General features: G+C 64.7%; 22 protein-coding genes and 1 pseudogene. 11 read left to right on the top strand and 12 right to left on the bottom strand.

Going from position 1 to position 21,093, the window contains the following annotated elements:
• Nucleotides 1–42: 42 nt before the first annotated feature.
• The 3 genes from pcsA (at nt 43) to ACVMDN_RS16785 (ending at nt 2,626) form a co-directional block, all read left to right on the top strand.
• Nucleotides 43–771, top strand: a complete 729-nt coding sequence (pcsA, locus tag ACVMDN_RS16775) for a phosphatidylcholine synthase (RefSeq protein ID WP_057018701.1) — start codon at nt 43–45, stop codon at nt 769–771.
• Nucleotides 768–1,493 carry a TerC family protein gene (locus ACVMDN_RS16780; protein WP_141341302.1) on the top strand — a complete coding sequence of 242 codons (726 nt, stop codon included), beginning with the start codon at nt 768–770 and terminating at the stop codon, nt 1,491–1,493. The genes pcsA and ACVMDN_RS16780 overlap by 4 nt, the downstream gene beginning before the upstream one ends.
• Nucleotides 1,494–1,651: 158 nt before the next feature.
• Nucleotides 1,652–2,626, top strand: coding sequence for a quinone oxidoreductase family protein (locus tag ACVMDN_RS16785; protein WP_050384723.1), 975 nt, complete (start codon nt 1,652–1,654; stop codon nt 2,624–2,626).
• A gap of 138 nt (nt 2,627–2,764) precedes the next feature.
• On the opposite strand, the gene ACVMDN_RS16790 is transcribed toward ACVMDN_RS16785, so the two are convergent.
• Nucleotides 2,765–3,961 (bottom strand): acetylornithine transaminase, encoded by a 1,197-nt coding sequence (locus ACVMDN_RS16790; RefSeq protein WP_141341298.1) that lies wholly within the window; start codon nt 3,959–3,961, stop codon nt 2,765–2,767.
• 258 nt (nt 3,962–4,219) lie between these two features.
• On the opposite strand from ACVMDN_RS16790, the gene ACVMDN_RS16795 reads away from it, so the two are divergent.
• Together ACVMDN_RS16795 and ACVMDN_RS16800 are read left to right on the top strand one after the other, a co-directional pair.
• Complete coding sequence (locus tag ACVMDN_RS16795) at nt 4,220–4,441, top strand: DUF3606 domain-containing protein (RefSeq protein WP_076828958.1); 222 nt, start codon at nt 4,220–4,222, stop codon at nt 4,439–4,441.
• A 1,081-nt stretch (nt 4,442–5,522) separates the two neighbouring features.
• Nucleotides 5,523–5,930 carry a hypothetical protein gene (locus tag ACVMDN_RS16800; RefSeq protein ID WP_456843646.1) on the top strand — a complete coding sequence of 136 codons (408 nt, stop codon included), beginning with the start codon at nt 5,523–5,525 and terminating at the stop codon, nt 5,928–5,930.
• Here the strand turns inward: ACVMDN_RS16800 and ACVMDN_RS16805 are convergent.
• On the bottom strand, nt 5,907–6,080 hold the full coding sequence (locus tag ACVMDN_RS16805; RefSeq protein ID WP_159109454.1) for a hypothetical protein: 174 nt from the start codon (nt 6,078–6,080) through the stop codon (nt 5,907–5,909). The genes ACVMDN_RS16800 and ACVMDN_RS16805 overlap by 24 nt on opposite strands.
• A gap of 101 nt (nt 6,081–6,181) precedes the next feature.
• Complete coding sequence (rimO, locus tag ACVMDN_RS16810) at nt 6,182–7,507, bottom strand: 30S ribosomal protein S12 methylthiotransferase RimO (RefSeq protein WP_057018697.1); 1,326 nt, start codon at nt 7,505–7,507, stop codon at nt 6,182–6,184.
• Between the two features lie 116 nt (nt 7,508–7,623).
• Here rimO and ACVMDN_RS16815 point away from each other — a divergent pair, with 116 nt between their 5' ends.
• The 3 genes from ACVMDN_RS16815 (at nt 7,624) to ACVMDN_RS16825 (ending at nt 9,866) form a co-directional block, all read left to right on the top strand.
• Nucleotides 7,624–8,214: an ANTAR domain-containing response regulator gene (locus ACVMDN_RS16815; protein WP_028332037.1), complete on the top strand. Its 591-nt coding sequence runs from the start codon at nt 7,624–7,626 to the stop codon at nt 8,212–8,214.
• A complete protein-coding gene (locus ACVMDN_RS16820; protein WP_057018695.1) occupies nt 8,211–9,368 on the top strand; it encodes a CmpA/NrtA family ABC transporter substrate-binding protein in 1,158 nt (385 codons plus the stop codon). The genes ACVMDN_RS16815 and ACVMDN_RS16820 overlap by 4 nt, the downstream gene beginning before the upstream one ends.
• Before the next feature lie 345 nt (nt 9,369–9,713).
• Nucleotides 9,714–9,866: a hypothetical protein gene (locus ACVMDN_RS16825; RefSeq protein WP_016844408.1), complete on the top strand. Its 153-nt coding sequence runs from the start codon at nt 9,714–9,716 to the stop codon at nt 9,864–9,866.
• Nucleotides 9,867–9,940: 74 nt separating this feature from the next.
• Here the strand turns inward: ACVMDN_RS16825 and ACVMDN_RS16830 are convergent, their stop codons facing one another.
• The 4 genes from ACVMDN_RS16830 to pxpB form a co-directional block, all read right to left on the bottom strand.
• Nucleotides 9,941–10,357, bottom strand: coding sequence for a hypothetical protein (locus ACVMDN_RS16830; protein ID WP_057018694.1), 417 nt, complete (start codon nt 10,355–10,357; stop codon nt 9,941–9,943).
• 148 nt (nt 10,358–10,505) lie between these two features.
• On the bottom strand, nt 10,506–11,279 hold the full coding sequence (locus ACVMDN_RS16835) for a LamB/YcsF family protein (protein WP_057018693.1): 774 nt from the start codon (nt 11,277–11,279) through the stop codon (nt 10,506–10,508).
• Between the two features lie 30 nt (nt 11,280–11,309).
• Nucleotides 11,310–12,344, bottom strand: a complete 1,035-nt coding sequence (locus tag ACVMDN_RS16840) for a 5-oxoprolinase subunit C family protein (RefSeq protein ID WP_141341295.1) — start codon at nt 12,342–12,344, stop codon at nt 11,310–11,312.
• On the bottom strand, nt 12,341–13,072 hold the full coding sequence (gene pxpB / locus ACVMDN_RS16845) for a 5-oxoprolinase subunit PxpB (protein WP_057018691.1): 732 nt from the start codon (nt 13,070–13,072) through the stop codon (nt 12,341–12,343). Before pxpB ends, ACVMDN_RS16840 begins: the two co-directional genes overlap by 4 nt.
• A 213-nt stretch (nt 13,073–13,285) precedes the next feature.
• Here pxpB and ACVMDN_RS16850 point away from each other — a divergent pair, with 213 nt between their 5' ends.
• The 3 genes and pseudogenes from ACVMDN_RS16850 (at nt 13,286) to ACVMDN_RS16860 (ending at nt 15,659) form a co-directional block, all read left to right on the top strand.
• Complete coding sequence (locus ACVMDN_RS16850) at nt 13,286–13,984, top strand: ribonuclease activity regulator RraA (RefSeq protein ID WP_076828879.1); 699 nt, start codon at nt 13,286–13,288, stop codon at nt 13,982–13,984.
• A gap of 23 nt (nt 13,985–14,007) precedes the next feature.
• Nucleotides 14,008–14,412: a (R)-mandelonitrile lyase gene (locus tag ACVMDN_RS16855; protein WP_076828878.1), complete on the top strand. Its 405-nt coding sequence runs from the start codon at nt 14,008–14,010 to the stop codon at nt 14,410–14,412.
• Between the two features lie 219 nt (nt 14,413–14,631).
• A pseudogene (locus tag ACVMDN_RS16860) lies at nt 14,632–15,659 on the top strand (IS110 family RNA-guided transposase).
• Nucleotides 15,660–16,008: 349 nt separating this feature from the next.
• Here the strand turns inward: ACVMDN_RS16860 and ACVMDN_RS16865 are convergent.
• From ACVMDN_RS16865 to ACVMDN_RS16885, 5 genes are all read right to left on the bottom strand, one after another.
• The gene (locus ACVMDN_RS16865; RefSeq protein WP_253623895.1) at nt 16,009–16,842 is read right to left on the bottom strand and encodes a DUF2147 domain-containing protein; all 834 of its coding nucleotides are present in this window, start codon (nt 16,840–16,842) and stop codon (nt 16,009–16,011) included.
• A gap of 171 nt (nt 16,843–17,013) precedes the next feature.
• Nucleotides 17,014–17,787 (bottom strand): transporter substrate-binding domain-containing protein, encoded by a 774-nt coding sequence (locus ACVMDN_RS16870; protein ID WP_375166484.1) that lies wholly within the window; start codon nt 17,785–17,787, stop codon nt 17,014–17,016.
• Between the two features lie 55 nt (nt 17,788–17,842).
• Nucleotides 17,843–18,508, bottom strand: a complete 666-nt coding sequence (locus ACVMDN_RS16875; protein WP_057018687.1) for a hypothetical protein — start codon at nt 18,506–18,508, stop codon at nt 17,843–17,845.
• Nucleotides 18,509–18,608: 100 nt separating this feature from the next.
• The gene (locus ACVMDN_RS16880; protein WP_141342399.1) at nt 18,609–20,033 is read right to left on the bottom strand and encodes an amidase; all 1,425 of its coding nucleotides are present in this window, start codon (nt 20,031–20,033) and stop codon (nt 18,609–18,611) included.
• A 69-nt stretch (nt 20,034–20,102) separates the two neighbouring features.
• Nucleotides 20,103–21,092 carry a hydroxyacid dehydrogenase gene (locus ACVMDN_RS16885; RefSeq protein ID WP_057018686.1) on the bottom strand — a complete coding sequence of 330 codons (990 nt, stop codon included), beginning with the start codon at nt 21,090–21,092 and terminating at the stop codon, nt 20,103–20,105.
• Nucleotide 21,093: the final 1 nt, after the last annotated feature.

A 21,093-nucleotide genomic window follows, 5' to 3' on the forward strand; every position in this document is an offset into this window, starting at 1 on the left:
CCGCATATGCAAACCGGTCCGATTCCTGATAGCACTCGGCCGATGGAGCATTCGAGCCAGCCCGATGCGTTGCCAGAACGGATGCGGACCGCCGCATTCACCGTTCATATTTTCACGGCGCTCGGCGCCGGGGTCGCGCTGCTGGCGATGCTGGAGGCGGTGCGCGAGCACTGGGCCAACATGTTCGCCTGGCTCGGGGTCGCGCTCATCATCGACGGGATCGACGGCCCGCTGGCGCGCCGGCTCGACGTGGTGCGGCTGCAGCCGAACTGGTCGGGCGAGGTGCTCGACCTGGTGGTTGATTTCGTCACCTATGTGTTCGTGCCGGCCTATGCGATCACCGCGAGCGGCATGCTGCTGCCGCTGGCGGCGCCGATCCTCGGCATCGGCATCGTGGTCTCCAGCGCGCTGTATTTCGCCGACCGCCGCATGAAGGCCGATGACAACCATTTCCGCGGCTTCCCGGCGCTGTGGAATGCGGCGGCGTTCTACCTGTTCCTGCTGCATCTGCCGCCCGTGCTGTCGACGATCGTGGTCGCGCTCCTGATCGTGCTGACCTTCGCGCCGTTCCACGTGCTGCATCCGCTGCGTGTGGTGCGGCTGCGCTGGCTGACGCTGTGGCTGCTCGGCGCATGGGCGCTGCTCGGCATGTACACGCTCGCCAACGATTTCGTGGTCGGAGCCCCGATCACCTTCGGTCTCTGCGCCATCGCCGTCTACATCATCGGCAGCGATACCGTGATCCGCCGGATGAAAGCCTTCAGAGCATGATGCAACTGATCACCAGCCCGGAAGCCTGGGCGGCGCTGTTGACCCTGACTGCGCTCGAGATCGTGCTCGGCATCGACAACGTGATTTTCCTGTCGGTGATCGTGTCGCGGATCCCGCCGGCGCAGGCCAAGCGCGCGCGGCAGATCGGCCTGCTGCTGGCGCTGGTGTTCCGCATTCTGCTGCTCTCGATCCTGGTCTGGCTGATCGGGCTGACCCAACCGGTGATATCAGTCAGCGACGTCGCGCTGTCGTGGCGCGACATCATCCTGATCGGCGGCGGCCTGTTCCTGATCGCGAAAGCGACCCATGAGATCCACGGCGAGGTCGAGGCGCGCGAGGCGGAAGCCGGCGACAGGCCGAGCGCCAGCGCGTTCTTCTGGGTGATCGTGCAGATCATCATTATCGACCTGGTGTTCTCGCTGGATTCGATCATCACCGCGATCGGCATGGCGCAGGACATCGAGATCATGATCGCGGCGGTCGTGATCGCCTGCGTCATCATGTACATCTCGTCGGGACCGGTGGCGCGGTTTGTCGCGGAGCATCCGACCACCAAGATGCTGGCGCTGGCCTTCCTGGTGCTGATCGGCGTGGCGCTGGTGGCCGACGGCTTCAAATTCCACATTCCGCGCGGCTACATCTATTTCGCGATTGCCTTCTCGGCCGCGGTCGAGGCGTTCAACGTCATGGCCAAGCGCAACCGCAGGAAGCCGGCGCGCTGATGGGCATGATCTCCGCGCAAACGCAGCGCGTTTGTCGCGAGGGAAAGCCGCTTCCCACTTTTCCGGAACGTGGCGTAGCCGGTTCCGGCCCGCTTGGTTGACAAGCCGGCCGCGATGGCATTCGCTCGCTTGACGCTGATATTGAGGGGAGCGACGACATGACCAAGGCTGTGCGCGTGCACCAGGTGGGAGGCCCGGAAGTCCTGACCTACGAGGACGTCGAGGTGGGCGCGCCGGGGACGGGCGAGGTCCGGATCCGCCAGCATGCGGTCGGTCTGAACTTCATCGACGTCTATTTCCGCACCGGCCTCTACAAGGCGCCCGGCCTGCCGTTCATTGCCGGCAATGAGGCTGCAGGCGAGGTGTTGGCCGTGGGTCCGGGCGTGACCAATTTCCACCCCGGCGATCGCGTCGCCTACTACTACAATCTCGGCGGCTACGCGTCCGAGCGCGTCATCCCGGCCGACAAGCTCGTCAAGCTGCCCGACCATATCACCTACGAGCAGGGCGCCGTGCTGATGCTGAAGGGCCTCACGGTCTGGTATCTCCTGCACAAGACCTTCAAGGTCGAGCACGGCCATCGCGTGCTGATCCACGCCGCGGCGGGCGGCATCGGGCTGCTGGCCTGCCAATGGGCGCGGGCGCTCGGCGCGCATGTCATCGGTACCGTCGGCTCGAAGGCGAAGGCCGATCTCGCGCTCGCCAATGGCTGCGATCACGTCATCCTCTATAACGAGGAGAACTTCGTCGAACGCGTCAAGCAGATCAGCCGCGGCGAGCTCTGCGACGTCGTCTATGACGGCGTCGGCAAGACCACGTTCCCGGGATCGCTGTCCTGCCTCAGGCCACGCGGTCTGTTCGTCTCCTTCGGCAACGCGTCGGGCCCGGTACCGCCGTTCCCGCTCGCCGAGCTCAACAACCACGGCTCGCTGTTCGCGACGCGGCCCAAGCTCAACGACTATGTCGGCACCCGCAAGGAATTGCTCGAAGGCGCCGACACGCTGTTCGCCGCCGTGATCAACGGCAAGCTGCATGTGCCGATCAACCACGCCTATGCGCTGAAGGATGCGGCCAAGGCGCATATCGACCTGGAGAGCCGGGCGACGACGGGCGCAGCGATCCTGCGGCCGTAATTCTCGCCGTCATTGCGAGCCACACGGTCGGCGCAAAGCGCCGCCGGATGACAGGCTCCGCGAAGCAATCCACCTCTCCACCCGGGAAGGTGGATTGCTTCGTCGCTTCGCTTCTCGCAATGACGAGCGGGGAGGATCCTACGCCACCCGCCGCGCCGCGCCGACCTTGGTCAGCACCGTATCCAGGCAGTCGATGACAAGGGAAATCTCCTCCCGCGTCACGTTCAGCGCCGGCATGAAGCGCAGCGTGTCCGGCTGCGGCGAGTTGATCAGCACGCCGGCCGCGAACGCCTCGGCAACCACGGCGGCACCGATCGGCATCTTGAGGTCGAGCGCCAGCAGGAGGCCGCGGCCCCTGATCTCGCCGAGACCGTGCCGCGACGACAGCCGCTGCAATTCGCGCTCGAGCAAAAGGCCGGCATCGACGACCGATTTCAGGAAATCGGGCTTTCCGATCTGATCGAGCACGACAAGCCCCGCGGCGCACATCAGCGGATTGCCGTTGAAGGTGCCGCCCTGATCGCCGTGATCGAAGCACGAGGCATGCTCGGTCGCGAGCAGGGCCGCGAGCGGCACGCCGCCGCCGATGCCCTTGCCGAGCGTCATGATGTCGGGCTCGATCCCGGCGTGCTGATAGCCGAACAGCTTTCCGGTCCGGCCGATGCCGGTCTGGATCTCGTCGACAATGAGCAGCAGGCCGCGCTGCTGGGTCAGCGCCCGCAACTCCTGCAAGAACTCATCCGTCGCGGGCCAGACGCCGGCCTCGCCCTGGATCGGCTCCAGCATGACCGCGACCGTCGACGACGTGATCAGCTTTCGCACCGACTCGATGTCGTTCAGTCTGGCTTTGCGGAAGCCCGAGACCTTCGGCTCGAACAGGGGCTCGAACGCCTTCTTGCCCGAGGCCGACATGGTCGCGAGCGTGCGGCCGTGGAAGCCGCCTTCGAAGGTGATGATCTCATGCGCGCCGTTCTTGTACTTCGTGCCATATTTGCGCGCGAGCTTGATCGCACCCTCATTGGCCTCCGCGCCTGAGTTCGCAAAGAACACCTGGTCGAAGCAGCTGTTGTCGACCAGCAGCTTTGCCAGTTTCAGGCTCTGCTCGTTGTAGAACGCCGGGCTCGGCGTCAGCAGCCGTCTCGCCTGCGCCGCCAGCGCGTCGGCCACGATGACCGGGGAGTGGCCGAGGGGATTGACGGCCCAGCCCTGCACGAAATCGAGATAGCGGTTGCGGTTGCTGTCCCACAAATACGAGCCGGCGCCGCGTACGAACACGACCTCGGGGCGAGCGGTGATGTCCATCAGCGCATCGAACGGATGGGTAGCGTTGGTCATGTCGATCTCCTCTGGGGTCGGTGTTGGGAAAGGTCAGGCCGAAAAGCGAGAAGGCCGCGCTTGGGGGCGCGGCCTTCTCGAAAACCTCGGCTGATTTATAGGATCAGCGATGGCGTCGGACACGGCGCAGCCCAGCATCGTCGCGGGTGCGACGACGGCAGATGGCGCGGCGGTGGGTCCGGTTCAGCTTCATGGCGCAGGCCCATACAGCGAGAGGGGCGGTGGTGTCAAGCGCGGACAGCGCCTCATTCGACGGGCATAGCGCGGAAGCAGACCGCGCGCGGTCGCAAGCAGGACCGTGCGCGCGTCGCCGGCGGGCAGGATTACGAGGTGAGCTATGAGGCGAGGAAAACCCGGAAGTCGGCAGCATCGGTGAAGAAGGCCGTCAAGAAGGTCGGCAATAGCCGCAAGCGAGTTGAGCGCCGGCTCGGGTCGGCGATAAGGAAGACGTTAGGAACGGTACCTTCGACGCGTCGTTAGCAATGCGCCGCTCCTCGGCAGAGCGGCATTAGACGAATGAACGTGCCCCGGGTCTTGCCCCCGAAGACCCGGGGCACATTCGCGACCATCTCTATTGGGACCGTCGCTTGGGACAGGAAAAAGCGGCAATTTGTCTCGCCGAGATTCACACGAGTTATTTCCGGAACTGGATGTCGTTGGGATGATCCGGGCAAGAGGGCGCGTGATTTTCATTTCGTGTTTTTTCTGCCCTAGGACGACGACCGTTGCTTCTCGGTGAACAGCGGTGCGGCGATCCAGCTTGGCCCCTGCATGATCCGGATGCAGGGGCCTTTTTTATGAGTAGGAACGAAGCGCTTGCGGCCGCATTGTTCGCCCTGTTCGGTGCCGCACCGCTACCGGCACTGAGACGCCCAGCTGAACACTGGCCTCAGCTTTCGCAGCTGGGGCCCTTTCTACTGCGCGAATAGGGGTAATACGTCAGCCTCGCTGCAGACCGGCCAACTGAGAGGCCCTATTACATAAGAATGCTCGTCATCGGTGCAGCGAGCATCGTGGCGCTAAAGACCGCAACTCCTAGACAGACGCGCGCAGCCGTCGAATAGGAATCGAATTGGGGCTGGTTGATCATGGCGCGGCCTAGATCGGCGCTCGTGAACCTGGGGTCGTCAGCCACTCCGTCAGATTGGCTGGGGTCTCGCCTTGCCGGGCTCTCCTGAGCAGGGCTTCTTTTTTGCAGACGGAGAGAGTGCCTTGGCCTGCGAGCGCACGGCCTCGTCGGCTAGGCGTTCTTGCAGTGATTGGGTTTGCTTGAAACGACGCCGCTTGCTGGTCATGGCGTTGCTCCCTGCTGGTGTTGGGCCGGAGCGCTAAACCGGGCGATCTCATCACCGATAGTTGCCACTAGCCGTGCGGTGATGTTCCGTTAACGAACGGAAAGAAGCGGCGTTCCTACGGAGCGGAAACCCCGCGCAGTTGCTACCGGCCCGCGTGCTGTTCTAGCCTTGTTCGCAGAAGCTCGAAGGTTTCGACCTGAATGTCTCAAAATGCGCAAGCCCGTCCTCGGGTGCCCGACGAGTTGGCCGGTGTCCTTCGGCAACTCATGAAGCGCACGGCAATCATCAATGCATTGCTTGCCTTCGTGGGTATAAGCGTGACCTTGTACATCTACCTCAAGTTTCCAATTCCCTCGGAAATCATCCGTCATGGGCTCGATAGGTTCGGTAAGCCGCTTGAGCCTGAGAACGCTATATCCTACCTCTTCGTTTGCCCGATTTTCCTAGTTTGGCTTGTCTTGATGCCATTGTGGGGAGCCAGGCAGGCAATGAGCATGACTGATGAAGCTGTCGCTAGGGGGCGAGAGACCTTTGCTTGGGTGCGTTGGGCAAAGCCGATCGAACCGTCCGTTCCATTTTATCAGTTGCTTTGCATTCTCGTCGTGATCTTCCAGATCCTCGTACTCAGCACAACTATCTTCCGTGATGTTTCAGCCGCGCTCGGCAGCTTCTGACGCGATTGTCGCGATAGCAGTCTCCTGCGCGGCCTCGCGCCGATAATCATCGGCGGCCTTCTTTAGCGCGCTCTTGATTTCCTCATCGGTGGCTTGGTCAGCGTGGCGCTCCGCGTTCTCGGCCTGCCTCAAAAGATCTGCTCGGCTCATCGTATTCCTCCTGGACCAACAATTTGTCGGCGACGCTTGAGTTCCGTCTAGCAACGGACGCCGTTTGGTATCCGGGGTGGTCTCGAAGGAGCGGACTGGAGCTAGAATCCGGCGACGCTGCCGTGCAGGTCGTACTGGTCGGAGCGCTCGATCTTGGCGGTCACGATCTCGCCGACCTTCAGCGGGCGGCGGCTGGTGAGGTAGACGGCGCCGTCGATCTCGGGCGCATCGGCCTTTGACCGGCCCTTCGCCACCGTGGGGCCAACCTCGTCGATGATGACCTGCTGGCGGGTGCCGACCTTGCGCTTGAGGCGCCTCGCGGAGATCTTCTGCTGCCGCGCCATCAGCGCATTCCAGCGCTCCTGCTTGATCTCGTCGGGTACGGCATTGCCAATCGCGTTCGACGCGGCACCGGCAACCGGCTCGTATTTGAAGCAGCCGAGGCGATCGATTTCCGCTTCATCGAGCCAGTCGAGCAGATAGGCGAAATCGGAATCGGTCTCGCCGGGGAAACCGACGATGAAGGTCGAGCGCAGCGTCAGCTCGGGGCTCTGCTCGCGCCACTTCTGGATCCGCGCCAACGTCTTCTCCTGCGCAGCCGGGCGCTTCATCGCGCGCAGCACGTCAGGGCTCGCATGCTGGAACGGGATGTCGAGATAGGGCAGCACCTTGCCCTCGGTCATCAGGCCGATGACCTCGTCGACATGCGGGTAGGGGTAGACATATTGCAGCCGCACCCAGGCGCCGAGCTCACCGAGCTCCTTGGCGAGATCGAAGAATTTTGCGCGGACGCTGCGGTCCTGCCACGGGCTCTCGGCGTATTTCAGGTCGACGCCATAAGCCGAGGTGTCCTGCGAGATGACGAGCAATTCCTTGACGCCGGCCTTCACCAGCTTCTCGGCCTCGCGCAGCACGTCATTGGCCGGCCGCGACACCAGATCGCCGCGCAGCTTCGGGATGATGCAGAAGCTGCAGCGGTTGTTGCAGCCTTCGGATATCTTCAAATACGCGTAGTGCCGCGGCGTCAGCTTGACGCCCTGAGGCGGCACCAGGTCGATATGCGGGTTGTGCGCCGGCGGCAGCGCCCGATGCACGGCGTCCAGCACGCTCTCATATTGCTGCGGCCCCGTGATCGAGAGCACGCCGGGATAGGCGCTCTCGATCTGCTCCGGTTCGGCACCCATGCAGCCGGTGACGATGACCTTGCCGTTCTCGGCCATGGCCTCGCCGATCGCGGCGAGCGATTCCTGCTTGGCGCTGTCGAGGAAGCCGCAGGTGTTGACGATGACGATGTCGGCGCCGTCATGCTTGCGCGCCAGCTCATAGCCTTCCGCGCGCAGCCGGGTGATGATGCGCTCGGAATCGACCAGCGCCTTGGGGCACCCCAAGGACACAAAGCTCACTTTCGGCGCGGCGGCCTCTTGCATATCTCTGATCTGCCTGATGAATGGGCAGGAGCTAGTCCCAATTGCCGAGAATTACAACCCTTTCCCGGCGCTTCCGGCATGATATGGATGCATCTGCCGGGCCTTAAGAGTTGTCGATGAGCGCTGAATCGTCTCCCAAGATCGTCATAGTCGACGAGAGCCCGATCCGAGCGGCCATCCTGGAAGAGGGACTGCGGGAGGCCGGGTATACGGATGTCGTGCATATCAGCGAGATGCAGAGCCTGCTCTCGCGAATCTATGCGCTCGACCCCGAGATCATCGTCATCGACCTCGAGAACCCCAGTCGCGACGTGCTGGAACAAATGTTCCAGGTCAGCCGCGCCGTCCGCCGGCCGATCGCGATGTTCGTCGACCAGAGCGACGCCGCCTCGATCCAGGCCTCGGTCGAGGCGGGCGTCTCCGCCTACATCGTCGACGGTCTCAAGAAGGAGCGGATGAAGCCGATCCTCGATCTGTGCGTCTCCCGCTTCAATGCCTTCGCCAAATTGCAGGACGAGCTCGACCGCACCAAGCACGCGCTGGAGGAGCGCAAGGTGATCGATCGCGCCAAGGGCATCCTGATGAAGGTGAAGGGACTGACCGAGGAGGAGGCCTACGTGCTGATGCGCTCGACCGCGATGCGCGAGAAAAAGAAAATCGGAGAGATCGCGCAATCGATCCTGACGGCGTCGGAGCTGTTGAAATGACCACACCATTGCGCATCGGGTTCATTCCGCTGGTCGACGCTGCCGCGCTGATCGTTGCGGTCGACAAGGGATTCGCGGCGGCCGAAGGCCTCGACGTCACGCTGGTGCGGGAAGTGTCGTGGTCGAACGTCCGCGACAAGCTCAATATCGGCCTGTTCGATGCCGCTCATCTGTTGGCGCCGGTGGCGATCGCTTCGAGCCTCGGGCTCGGTCACGTCAAGGTGCCGATCGCGGCGCCCTTCAACCTCGGGCTCAACGGCAATGCCATCACCGTATCGCCGGCGCTGCACGCCGCGCTGATGGAAGAGATCGACGGCGACCGCTTCGATCCGATGGCAACCGCACAGGCGCTCGCCCGCGTGGTGGCCAAGCGGCGGAAGAGCGGGGCGGAGCCGCTGACCTTCGGCATGACCTTCCCGTTCTCGACCCACAATTACCAGTTGCGGTTCTGGATGGCCGCCGGCGGCGTCGATCCCGACGAGGATGTCCAGCTCGTGGTGCTGCCGCCGCCTTACATGGTCGACAGTCTCGCCAACGGTCATGTCGACGCGTTCTGCGTCGGCGCACCCTGGAATTCGATCGCGGTCGATCTCGGCATCGGCCACATCCTGCACTTCGTCTCCGACATCCTGCTCAGCGCGGTGGAAAAGGTGCTGGCGGTGCGGCAGAGCTGGTCGGAGAAGCATCCCGACATCGTGGCGGCGCTGGTGCGTGCACATCTGCGCGCCGTGGAGTTCATCGAGCGGCCCGAGAACCGGTCCGAGGTCGCGCGCATCCTGGCGCAGCCCGAGCGGATCGGCGTCGATGCCAGCGTCATCCAGCGCACGCTCGATGGCCACCTGAAGATTTCGCCCGACGGCACCATGCGCGAGAGCAATCGCTATTTGCTGGTCGGGCGCGAGGCGGCGGCGCGGCCTGATCCGGGGCAGGCGGCCTGGCTCTATGCGCAGATGGTTCGCTGGGGCCAGGCGCCATACCGGCCGGAAGCGCTGAAGACCGCCATGGCCGTGTTCAGGCCCGATCTCTACGACGCGGCATCGGGTCGCCCGGCCGGCGCCTCCAGCGCCATCGGGGCGTTCGCCGGCCCGCCTTTCGACCCGAGCGACGTTCCGGGCCATCTGGCGGCGTTCAAGATCGGGCGCTGGAAGGCCTGAGCGCGCCGCAGCGGCCGCTTCCGGCGGCACGTGCACGACCGGTGCGTCGTGTTGCTGGGACAGACAGGGATGGGCAACAGGCGCGGCGGCGGCAGCGCCTCGGCTATCGACCTCCGGCTACTTTGCATGGGGTTGTTTTCGAGATTTTCGGTTATCGCGGGACTGGCGCGGGTTCCCGACGCCTCGAATTGCGGCGAATAGGATTCTCGGCCGAGCGCGCGGGAAGGAATATTCCTCTCGGAACCGAGTTCCCGAAGGCGGCGGCGTCGCTATTTTTGCCGCCCGCTTGAATCCGGGCGCGAACGATATTCCATATGTCCGACAATGGGGCGTTGGAGATCGACCATGCGCGAGCTATCGGCGGAGGCCCGCCTGCACCTTTACGCGCGTAACATTTCACGGAAGTCCGGGACCGGAATTCACACGGCGGCGCTGTACAGCGCCTTTGCGGTGATCGCGGCCATCGTGTTCGGCACGCTGTCCGTCCACCCGTTCTGAGTCCTTCGGAAAATTCAAAAGCCGCCGTCTGATGTCCTCAGGCGGCGGCTTTGTGTTGGCTGGATGCTGACAGCTCAGTAGCCGTAACCGCGACCATATCCGTAGCCGTAGCCGCCACCGCAGGTGCTGCAGGTCTGCTGAACCGGCGCGTAGTAGGAATAGCCCGGCGAGACCATCTGCACGCGCTCCTGGGTGGCGTATTGCGGCGGAATGCGCTCATAGGCGACGCCTTCGGGCGCGACCATCACCGTCCTCGGCACCATCACGGTGCGATACTGTGCCGGCGTGCGATGCGCGACGACGCGGCCCGGCGCCACCATGACGGTCTCCTGCACCGTGCGATACTGCGGCGGCACGCTCTGCACCTGATAGCAGGTCGTGCACGGCTGCGGCGGCGGCGTATAGCAGCTGTAGCAGCCGGCGGATGCCGCGCTGGTGAAGGCGGCGGTGGCAACCGCGGCAATGGTGAGGGAGAGGCTGGTGCGGAACATGCTTTCGTACCCAATTTCCTAAGAGGACAATCAAAGGCTCGGAAGCTGCACCTAACAATCAAACGGCAAGTTTGGGTTTAAGAAGACTCTTAACGGAATCGAAAGGGCCGGCACGGCGGCCGGCCCTTTTTTGATCGATGTTCGCGGCTTAGTGCGCGGTCTTGAACGGCGCAACGGTGATGCCCGCCTGCTTCAGCGCCTCGCGCAGGCCGCGCGCAATCTCGACGGCGCCACGCGTGTCGCCATGGATGCAGACGGTATCGGTCTGCATCTTGATCACCTTGCCGGTGACCGAGACGACCGCGCCGTCCTGCACCATCCGCACCACACGATCGGCAATCGCCTTGGGATCGTGCAGCACCGCGCCGGGCTTCTTGCGCGACACCAGGTTGCCGTCGTCCTCATAGGCGCGGTCGGCGAACACCTCATGCGCCATCCGCAGATTCGCCGCTTCACCTGCGCGCACCAGCTTCGAGTTGGCGAGCACCACGAAGATGAGATTGGGATCGACTGCCTTGATCGCATTGGCGATCGCTCGTGCCGTCATGTCGTCCTCGCAAGCGACGTTGGAAATCGCGCCATGCGCCTTCACGTGGGTGACCTTGTGGCCGGCCGCGGTCGCGATCGCCTGCAGGGCGCCGATCTGATAGGCGATCAGGTTCTCGATCTCCGAGGACGTCAGTCCCGGCATCGGGCGGCGGCCGAAGCCGTGCAGGTCGCGATAGCCGGGATGGGCGCCGACGCTGACGCCGCGCGCTTTCGCCAGCTCGACCGTCTTGCGCATGATGTCGGCGTCGCCGGCATGAAAGCCGCAGGCGACGTTGACCGAGGTCGCAAGCTCGATCATCGCGGCATCATTGCCCATTTCCCAGGGGCCAAAGCTTTCGCCGAGATCGCAATTGAGGTCGATAGTTGAAGTCATGACGATCGATCCGTCTGTTGTTGTACAGATTCAGGGTAGCGCAACTTGCCAGGTCGACACATCGACGGCGTTGACGGCCTGACCCGCGACATTCGCATCCCGCAGCGCTTCGATGTTGAGACCAAAATCCTCAATGCCGCGGAGGCGGTCGGGCAGGGAACGCAGCAGCTCGTGGAACTTGATCGCCTCGGCCTGCGCTTCAGCCATCGTCACCGCCTTGAAGCGGAACGGCCGGCCGGCCGAGATCTGCGCGAAGCGGCCGAAATCGGCCGTGATCACGGTTGCGATCTTCGGATAGCCGCCGCTGGTGCCGCGGTCCGGCATCAGCACGATCGGCTGCCCGTTGCCGGGCACCTGGATGCTGCCGTTCACGGTGCCGTCGGAGACGATGTTGTGGCCGTCGAGATGCTTGATGGCGGGACCTTCGAGGCGATAGCCCATGCGGTCGCTGGTCGCCGAGATCTTCCACTCGCTGTCGACCAACAGCTCCTTGTGGTCCTCGGCGAACTCGTCGTCCTGCGGGCCGAACAGGATGCGGATCGGCGCATCGGTCGCGGCCGGCAATTCGATGCGGCGCTCGGGCGCGCCGCTTGCAGCCTGCGTCGTCAACTCGTCGCCGCTTTGCAGCGGCCGCGGGTAGGGGCTGCCGAGCCCGGCGCGGGCGTTGACGGCGAGGCTGCCGAACATCGGCTCGCCTTCGATGCCGTGCTCGATCGCGAGATAGCTGAACGAGCCGCCGCGCGCGAAGCCGAGAGTGAGCGTCTCACCTTCGGCAAGCGTCGCCGAGCTGTCGAACGCGACCGGCCGGCCGCCGATATCCGCATTGCGCGACGCGCCGGCGAGGGCGACGCGCACCGCGCCCCCGCGCGCGGTGAAGCTGGCGCCGAACGGGCCGATCTCGACCGCGGCGGCGAACAGGTCGTTGCCGACCAGCGTGTTGGCGGCCGCCAGCGAAAGCCGGTCCATCGCGCCGCTCGGCACGAGACCGTAGCGCTGCGAGCCCGGACGACCAGCGTCCTGCACCGAGCTCGCCGGGCCGATCGAGCTGACGACGAGCTTGCTCATGGCGTCACCAGTTCGGCGACGAACTCGCCGGCCTCGGCGGCGCGGTCCTGTTCGGCAAAGGTCTTGGCGTCCACCGCCGTGAAGGTGATGGCGTCGCCCGGCTCCAGCAGGAAGGTCGGATCGCGATGCAACTGGTAGGTTCGCACCGGGGTGCGGCCGAGCAGGTGCCAGCCGCTCGGGCCGGCCAGGCACTGCACGCCGGTCTGGATGCCGCCGATCGAAATGGTGCCGGCCGGGGTCAGGAGCCGCGGATCTTTGCGCCGGGGCATGTGCAGGAACTTCTCCAGTCCGCTGAGATAGGACCAGCCCGGCGTGAAGCCGATCATGGCGACGCGATAGTCGCCGGCGACATGGCGCGCCACGATCTGGTCGGGCGTGGTTTTGAGCGCCTTCGCGACGTCCTCGAGATCGATGCCGTGCTCGCCGCCATAGGTCACCGGGATGCGCCAGCGCCGCGTTCCGGTCTCGGTCGGCGGCGCCTTGGCGGCGCGTGCCAGCAGCTGCTCGCCCAGCGCATCGAAAGTAATCTGCACGGGGTCGTAATGCACCAGCAGCGACCGGTAGGTCGGCACGGTCTCGGTGATGCCGGCAATCGGCTCGGCAGCGATGACGCGGTCGAGCGCCAGCACCCGCCGGTTGGCGGCGTCGTCGATGGTGCGGCTGAATTCCACCGTGATGGCGCTGTCGCCACTCGGCAAAAGGCGGGGAGGACTTAAGGGGTCGGCCATTGGGTGAAGCGCTGTTCGTCAACCATCAAGCTAGCGTGTTTCGAGATAAAACGGAATTCGCTTCGTGCAAAATGATGCAGCAACTTCAATAAATTAATCGGCATGCCAGTGATAAATCTGGATGATCGCAGCTTTTTCGCGCAGCCCTTGACGCAAGGCCTTTGCCCGGCAACATGCGCCGGTCTTTTCCTCCCATCGGAGCAAGCTTTCCAGATGTCACTGTCCGCCGAAGCGATCGCGACGCTGTCGCACGTGTCCACCGCCACCATCACCACCGTCCTGCTCAAGAAGGGCCTGCGCAACATCTGGATGCGCGGCACCAAGCCGCTGAAGCCAGGGCAGAAGCGGCTGGTCGGACCGGCCTTCACGCTGCGTTTCGTGCCGGCCCGTGAGGATCTGGCGACGCCGGAATCCTGGTCGTCGCCGATCTCGACCCGCACCGCGATCGAGGCGATGCCGGCGGGCTGCATTGCCGTGGTCGATGCCATGGGCATCACCGATGCCGGCATTTTCGGCGACATCCTCTGCGCCCGCATGGCCAAGCGCGGGGTGACGGCGCTGATCACCGATGGCGTGGTGCGCGACGTCGAGGGCGTGCTCGGCACCGGCCTGCCGGTGTGGTGCGACGGCTACGCGGCTCCGCCGTCGGTTGCAGGTCTGACCTTCGTCGGCTGGGGCGAACCGATCGGCTGTGGCGGCGTTGCCGTATTCCCGAACGACGTGGTGGTGGCCGACCAGGATGGCGCGGTGCTGATCCCGCAGGCGTTCCTCGATCACGTGCTGGCCGAGGGGCCGGAGCAGGAACGGATGGAAGCGTGGATCGTCAACGAGGTGAACAATGGCGCCCAGCTGCCCGGCCTGTATCCGATGAATGCCGAGACCAAGGCGCGCTACGCCGCGACCAAGAAATAACGTCAAGAAAGGGAGGTAACCCCATGGACATCCACGTTTCCGGCTCGCGGCCGACCCGCCGCGCGCCGAAGGAGAATTTTACCGGCACGGTGTTACAGGACCCGATCAACATGGCGCCCGCGCCGGCGCGGCTGAACGCCTCGCGCGTGTCGTTCGAGCCCGGCGCACGCACCGCCTGGCACACCCATCCGCTCGGACAGACGCTGTATGTGATCTCCGGCATCGGGCGCGTGCAGGCCAAGGGCGGCCCGATCAGGGAGATCCGCCCTGGCGACGTCGTCTGGATTCCGCCGAACGAGAAGCACTGGCACGGGGCCTCGCCGGACAACAGCATGACCCACATCGCCATGCAGGAGGCGCTCGATGGCGTCTATTCGACTTGGATGGAGCACGTCACCGACGAGGAATACAGCGGCAAGGTCGGCTGAAGCGTCGTAGCAGTTCGCAAGATGAAAGCCCCGCTATCAGGTGGGGCTTTTGATTTTATGAGACCGTAGATGGGGTGACGGGCCGGCCGCCCGCTCGCTACGGCGCAATTTGGAAGCGCGCTCGCGAGCGGCCTGTTGGTTGGAAGGCGGTCGTCCCTCAAACTGATGGTGTTCAACGGAGTCGGGCAAGCCCGCTCCAAGCATCATTAAGGGACGACCATGTACCACTATGCAGGAATGACGTGTCTTTGGAATGCTCGAGCGTTTGCCTTGTCGATGGGACAGGCAAGATTTTGCGCGAGACGAAGGTTGCGAGCGAGCCGGCGGCGCTGATCGCCTGGTTCCGGTCGCTGGGTCTGGTACTGGAACGGATCGGGCTGGAGGCAGGCCCCTTGTCGCAATGGCTGTATGCGGGTCTGCGAGACGCAGGGCTTGCGGTCGAGCTGCTGGAAACGCGGCACGTTCGCGAAGCCTTCAAGTCGATGCCGGTGAAGACGGACCGCAACGATGCCCGCCGGATCGCGCAGTTGATGCGGCTCGGCTGGTTCCGGCCGGTGCACTGCAAGTCGGTCGCGGCGCAGGAGACCCGCGCCATCCTGACGGCGCGCAAGCTGCTGCAATCCAAGCTTCGCGATGTCGAGAACAGCCTGCGCGGCATACTTCGCGGTTTTGGCCTGAAGGTCGGTGCGACCACCGAGCGCACGTTCGCCGGACGCATCCGCGAGCTCGTGACCGGCCATCCCGGACTGGAGTTGGTCGCGGCGGCGCTGCTCCAAGCCCATGCGGTGCTGCTGCGGGAGTTCAAGAGCCTGGACAAGCACACCCAGAAGCTCGCCAGGACGCATCCATCCGCCAAGCTCCTGATGACAACGCCGTCCGTTGGTCCGATCGTGGCGCTCACCTATGCCGCGGCGATCGACGACCCGAAGCGCTTCCGCTCCTCGAAGGCCACGGGAGCCCACTTTGGGCTCACCCCGAAGAAGTACCAGTCCGGTGAGACCGACTACACCGGCCGCATCAGCAAGATCGGGGATGCCTCCGTGCGCGAGGCACTCTACCAGGCAGCTCACGTCATGCTGACCAAGCCGGTCAAGAATTGCTCGGCATTGAAGAGCTGGGCGATGCGGATCGCCCGGCGCGCAGGCATGCGCAAGGCCAAGGTAGCGCTGGCTCGCAAGCTCGCCGTGATCCTGCATCGCATGCTCGCCGACACCAAACCGTTCAACCCGATGACCAAGGCCATCTAGCCAGGAGCAGCAATCGGTTCCGGGCGGGCCACGACACCAGGCTCTCCCCGAGCGAAGTCCCTCCGCTGGGACGATGGATCCGGTCAGGCCGCCATCCGGGAAGTGGCTCACGACCACGCAATCCGTAGATTGGCCGGCCGGCTCCTCAATGCACCCCATCAGGCGACGGCCTTCGCGCCGATCCCGTACAGAAGCAAGTGCCCGGCGAGTGGATGACGCGAAAAGGGATTGACTAACCAAGGCCCGTTACAGAAGCCCGGATGGAGCGAAGCGCAATCCGGGGCAGTCTCTCCCATGGTGAAAATCCCGGATTAAGCTTCGCTCCATCCGGGCTACGATTTGCAGGCAATCAATTCACCCGCGTCCAGGTCTGGCCGCCGCAGAACATGCCGCCGAACGCACAGCCCTGGACGCGTAGCGTGTCCGGGCTCCTCATCGCGATGGTGGAATCGTAGGTGCTGCCGCTGTTCGGATCGAAGATGCGGCCGCTCCACTTGTCCTTGCCCGCCTTCATGTTGACCAGCACCTGTTCGCCGTTGGCGTTCGATTTCTTGTCGACGGCGTACCCGCAGAGATTGCCACCGCATTGCTCGATGCGGATTTTGCCTTCCTTCTCTTCGGTGAGCCAGACGCCGAGCGGCGAGTTCGCTGCTTGCACGGGATTGGCGAGCGGCTTGGGCACCGGAGCGCTCGGCGAGGCGGCGCCGACCGTTGGAGCGGTGGTGGGCTTTGCAGCCGGCGCAGTTTGCTGGACGGCTGGCGCCGCGGGCGGCGGCGGTGTGGTCGCGGCTGTAGCTGAAGGCGGCGTGGGCGCAACGCCCGTGCTGGGCGGCTCTGCCGTTGCGGCAGGCGCCGGCGGGACGGCGGCCTGATCGACGGCAGGCGGAGCAGTCGCTGCTGGCGCGCTGGGCGGCGCGGCCTGGGAATTCGTCTTAGCGTCCGTCTTAGTGTCCGACTTGGCGTCCGTGTTGGCTTCCTTCGGAACCTTGCGCTTCTGCTCGGTGTCCTCGCTTTTGGCGCGTTTGGTGCGGCGGGGAGTATTGTCGTAGACGCCGGGGATCGAAACCGTGCCGCGATCGGGATCGATTCGAATCGTGCGGCCGCCGTAATCGAATGTGTACTGCGCCTGCGCTGCGGCCGTGCTCGCCAGTACGAACGTGGCGATCGCCAGTAGTTTTCTCATCCCGACCTCCGGTGCAGGGAACCTGTTCGCAAGGCTATCCGGTGACCACCTCGCTGAACGTGTCCTAGATCACGGTCAGAACATGAGTCGTATCCTCGCGGCCTAGGTTCAAATCGCTGGATTGCGGTCTGGTTTCAGGCCGTGCGCTTCAAATTTTGAGCGTGGCGCGGGCTATTCGAACCATGCAGCGTAGATCTTCGCGTAGCTACCATCTTCGCGCGCGATGTGAAGCCATTGGTCGACGAACGCTTTCAAGGCGACGTCGCGCTGCATCCAATAGGCCTTTTCCGCGAAGTCGAACGGCTTGTCGGGATGCACGGCGCACAGCACGCCGGGATGCAGTTTCTGTTGATAGCGCGTCTCGGACGCATCGGTCATCATCAGGTCGGCGTCGCCCTTGGCGATCTCGTCGAAGATTTTGGTGTTGTCGTTGAAGACGCGGATCTCGGCGGCTTTCACGTGGGCGCGCGCGAAGCGCTCGTTGGTGCCGCCGGGATTGACGATGACTCGGGTGCCGGGTTTGTCGATCTCGGCGATCGTCTCAAACTTGCCCTTGTCGGCGCAGCGCGCGATCGGCGTCTTGCCTTCGCGCATGATCGGCGTCGAGAACAGACCCTTCTTCTGCCGATCGAAGGTGATGGAGACGCCGCCCATCGCGATGTCGAAATCGTCGGCCTCGAAATCCCTGGTCATCTGCGGCCACGATGTCGGCACGAACTCGACCTTGACGCCGAGCGCCTTGCCGAGTGACTGCGCCATGTCGACATCGAAGCCGCGGAAGGCCTTGGTCTCCTTGTCGAGATAGGTGAAGGGCAAATAGTCGCCGGTCATGCCGACGCGCAGGATGCCGCGCTTGACGATCTCATCGAGCCGGGACGGCGCCTGCTGCGCGTGCGCGGCGGACAGGAGCAAAGCGAGAGCGAGGCCGGCCAGCGCGCGAAACATCGAGGTCTTCTCCATCCGCATTTGATTGCGATGCCCGAAGGGCACGTATCGCGTCTCAGGCCTCGTTGCTGTCCTTGCTCGCCTGAACGACGCTTGCAGTGCGGCTGAGCATCTCGTGCTTGAAATGCTCGAAGCGCCGCCGCGCTTGGGCCTCGCGATCGTCGACGAATTTGATCGCGGCGTCCCGCTCCATCGGGCCGTTGACGAGCGGGGTCGATGCCTCGCCGACGGTCTCGTCGACATAATATTGGGCGCCGTCCTGGCGCACCGTCCAGCGGAAGCGCAGCGCGGCCATTGGTCCTGGGCCGGACTTGGAATAGCCATTGGCCTCGATCGGTTGGGGCGGCGGCTGGATCGACTCCGGCTCCGCTTCCGGCTGGCTCGGCTCCGGTTCGGTTGGCTCCGGTTCACTTGCTTCAGCTTTACTTGCCTCGGGCTGTTCGACCGGTTCGGACGCCTCGACCGGCGGCGGCTCGCCCGCCGACGACTCGGCGGGCGCGGCCTCGACGGACACGGTCGTGATGGACACGGTCTCGACTGATACGACTTCGACTGACGACGGAAGGGGCGGCGGCATCGCGATGGAGACCGGAGGCTCCTTGGCGGGCTCGGCTTCCTTATCCGCCGTCTTGTCGGACGATTTGGCCTTCTCGGGAGGTGTCGTCGTCTGATCGAGGATGCTCGCGATTGCGGCGAGCGCATTGTCGGTCGGGTCACTCACGGTTCGGTCTCCCAGGCTCGGCGTTGGCGGAATCGCGCCGACGCCATTCCTATCTACCTGATCTGACTGGCCTTTGTCAGCCCGGGCGCTTCGGTGGGGCCTACGCGCAAACCGGCGGACGCCGGTCCTTCCAGGGGCGGACCTGTTCGAGCTGGCCGGCCAGGCGGAACAGCAGTCCTTCCTCGCCGAGCTTGGCCGCGAACATCATGCCGAGTGGCAGACCGGCCTTGTTCCAAGCCAGCGGCACCGACATCGCCGGCTGTCCGGACATGTTGAACATCGAGGTGCCCGGCATGTAGCGGCGCAGCACCGGCGCGATGTGGCCGAGGTCCTCGGACATCGTGTTCAGCTCGCCGAGGCGGAGCGGCGGCGCGCACAGCGTCGGGCTGAGGAAGATGTCGCAACCTTCGAAGAAGGTCGCAAGCGCGCGCGAGATCTGGAACGCCGCAAGCTGCGCGGCCACGTAGTCGGCCGGGTTCATCTTGGTCGCATTCTGGGCGCTGGCGAGCGTGAGCCGCTCGACATCGTCCGACGTCAGGGTGCGCCCGACGCGCTGCTCGAGCAGACGGATCGTCAGCGCCGTGTTGCCGCCGACGATGGTCGTCATGACTGCGGCGGGATCGGCCGCAAGCGGCGGCGCACGTTCCTCGACGTGATGGCCGAGGCCCGCCAGCAGCTTGGCTATGTCGCGCACCGCCGCAGCGATCTCGGGATCGATCGCATCGCCGTAGGGCGACTTGTCGGTGAAGCTGATGCGCAAATGGCCGAGATCGCGGCCGACTTCCTGCGAGAACGGTCGCTCCGGCGGCGGCGCCACGTAGAGGCTCGACGGCTCCGGACCGTGGATCGCATCCATCATCACCGCGCTGTCGCGGACGCTGATGCTCAGCACATGGCCGACGGAGAAGCCGCCCCAGCCTTCGCCGCGATCGGGACCCACCGGATTGCGGGCGCGCGTCGGCTTCATGCCGAACACCCCGGAAGCGGAGGCGGGGATCCGGATCGACCCGCCGCCGTCGCTGGCATGCGCGACGGGCAGGATGCGGGCCGCGACCGCAGCCCCAGCGCCGCCGGACGAGCCGCCGGAGGAATGGTCGAGATTCCAGGGATTGCGGGTCGGGCCGAACAGGCGGGATTCCGTCGTCGGCATCAGCCCGAATTCCGGGCTCGAGCTCTTGCCGAAGATCGCAAGCCCGGCATCGAGGAAACGCTGGGCCAGGGTGCCGTTGTGATCGGCGACGAAGTCCTTCAGCAGGCTGGCGCCCGACGTGGTGCGGGTGCCTTCGAGCAGATCGAGGTCCTTCAGCAGGAACGGCACGCCGGTGAAGGGACCGTCAGCCAGCCCTCTGGCGATCTGGCGCTCGGCATAGTCGTAATGCTTGACGACGACCGCGTTGATCTTCGGATCGACGGCGGCGGTGCGCGCGATCGCCTCGTCGAGCAGCTCCTTCGGCGTCACGTCCTTGTTGCGGACGAGTTCGGCGAGACCGACCGCATCGTAGTTGCCGAATTCCTTGAAGGCCATGTGGGTACTCCGCATCGCCGGGCCGATCGTTTCGGATCGGCCGCGGCGCAAACGAGGAAGGCTGAAAGCTCAGCCGAGGACGTCCTGGTTGATCACATTCTGGCGCAGCGGATTGCCATCCAGCACGCTCAGGATATTGCGTGCGGTCTGCTCGCTCATGCGATCGACGGCCTCGACCGTGACGCCCGCGACGTGCGGCGCCATGATCACGTTGGGCAAAGCGTGCAGGGGCTGGCCGACCGGCGGCGGCTCGACCTCGAACACGTCGAGGCCGGCACCGGCGAGCTTGCCTGACACCAGCGCGTCGTGCAGCGCCGTCTCGTCGACGATGCCGCCGCGGGCGGTGTTGATGAGATAGGCGGTCGGCTTCATCAACCTGATCCGCGCGGCGTTAAACAGCCCGACGGTTTCGGGATTCTTCGGGCAATGGATCGTGACGAAGTCCGCCCGCGGCAGCGCCGCTTCGAGGTTCGACACGGCCTCGCAGCCGGCAGCCGTGATCTCGCTGGCGGGCTTGTAGGGATCGTAGACCAGCACGTTCATTTCCATGGCGAGGCAGCGCTTGGCGGTGCGGGTGCCGATGCGGCCGAAGCCAACGATCAGGACGGTCTTGCCGTAGAGATCGAACGGCAGCACGCCGAGCCGGCTCGCCCAGGTGCCGTCCTTGACCATCGTGTGCATTTCCTGCGCGCGCTTGGCCAGCGTCAGCATCATGAACACAGCTTGTTCGGCGACCGACGGCGAGTTCGCCGTGCCTGCGACCATCAGCGGCACCTTGCGGCGCGACAGCGCCGGAACGTCGACGGCGTCATAGCCGACACCGATCCGGGTCACCACCATCATGCCCTTGGACGCCTCCAGCTCCGCCTCGCCGAAGCGGGTTGCGCCCAGCGCCACGCCATGGACCGGCGCATGCTGCTCGAGCATGGTCTGAAAGTCCTTGGCGGAGATCAGGTTGGGAAATTCGATGAGTTCTACGTCGTCCCGCTCGTTGAGGAGCACCCGTGCCCCCGGTGACAAAGTCTGGGTGACGAAAATCTTCTTCTTGTTGGTGGCCATT

It is taken from the genome of Bradyrhizobium sp. USDA 4510, from assembly GCF_054059095.1.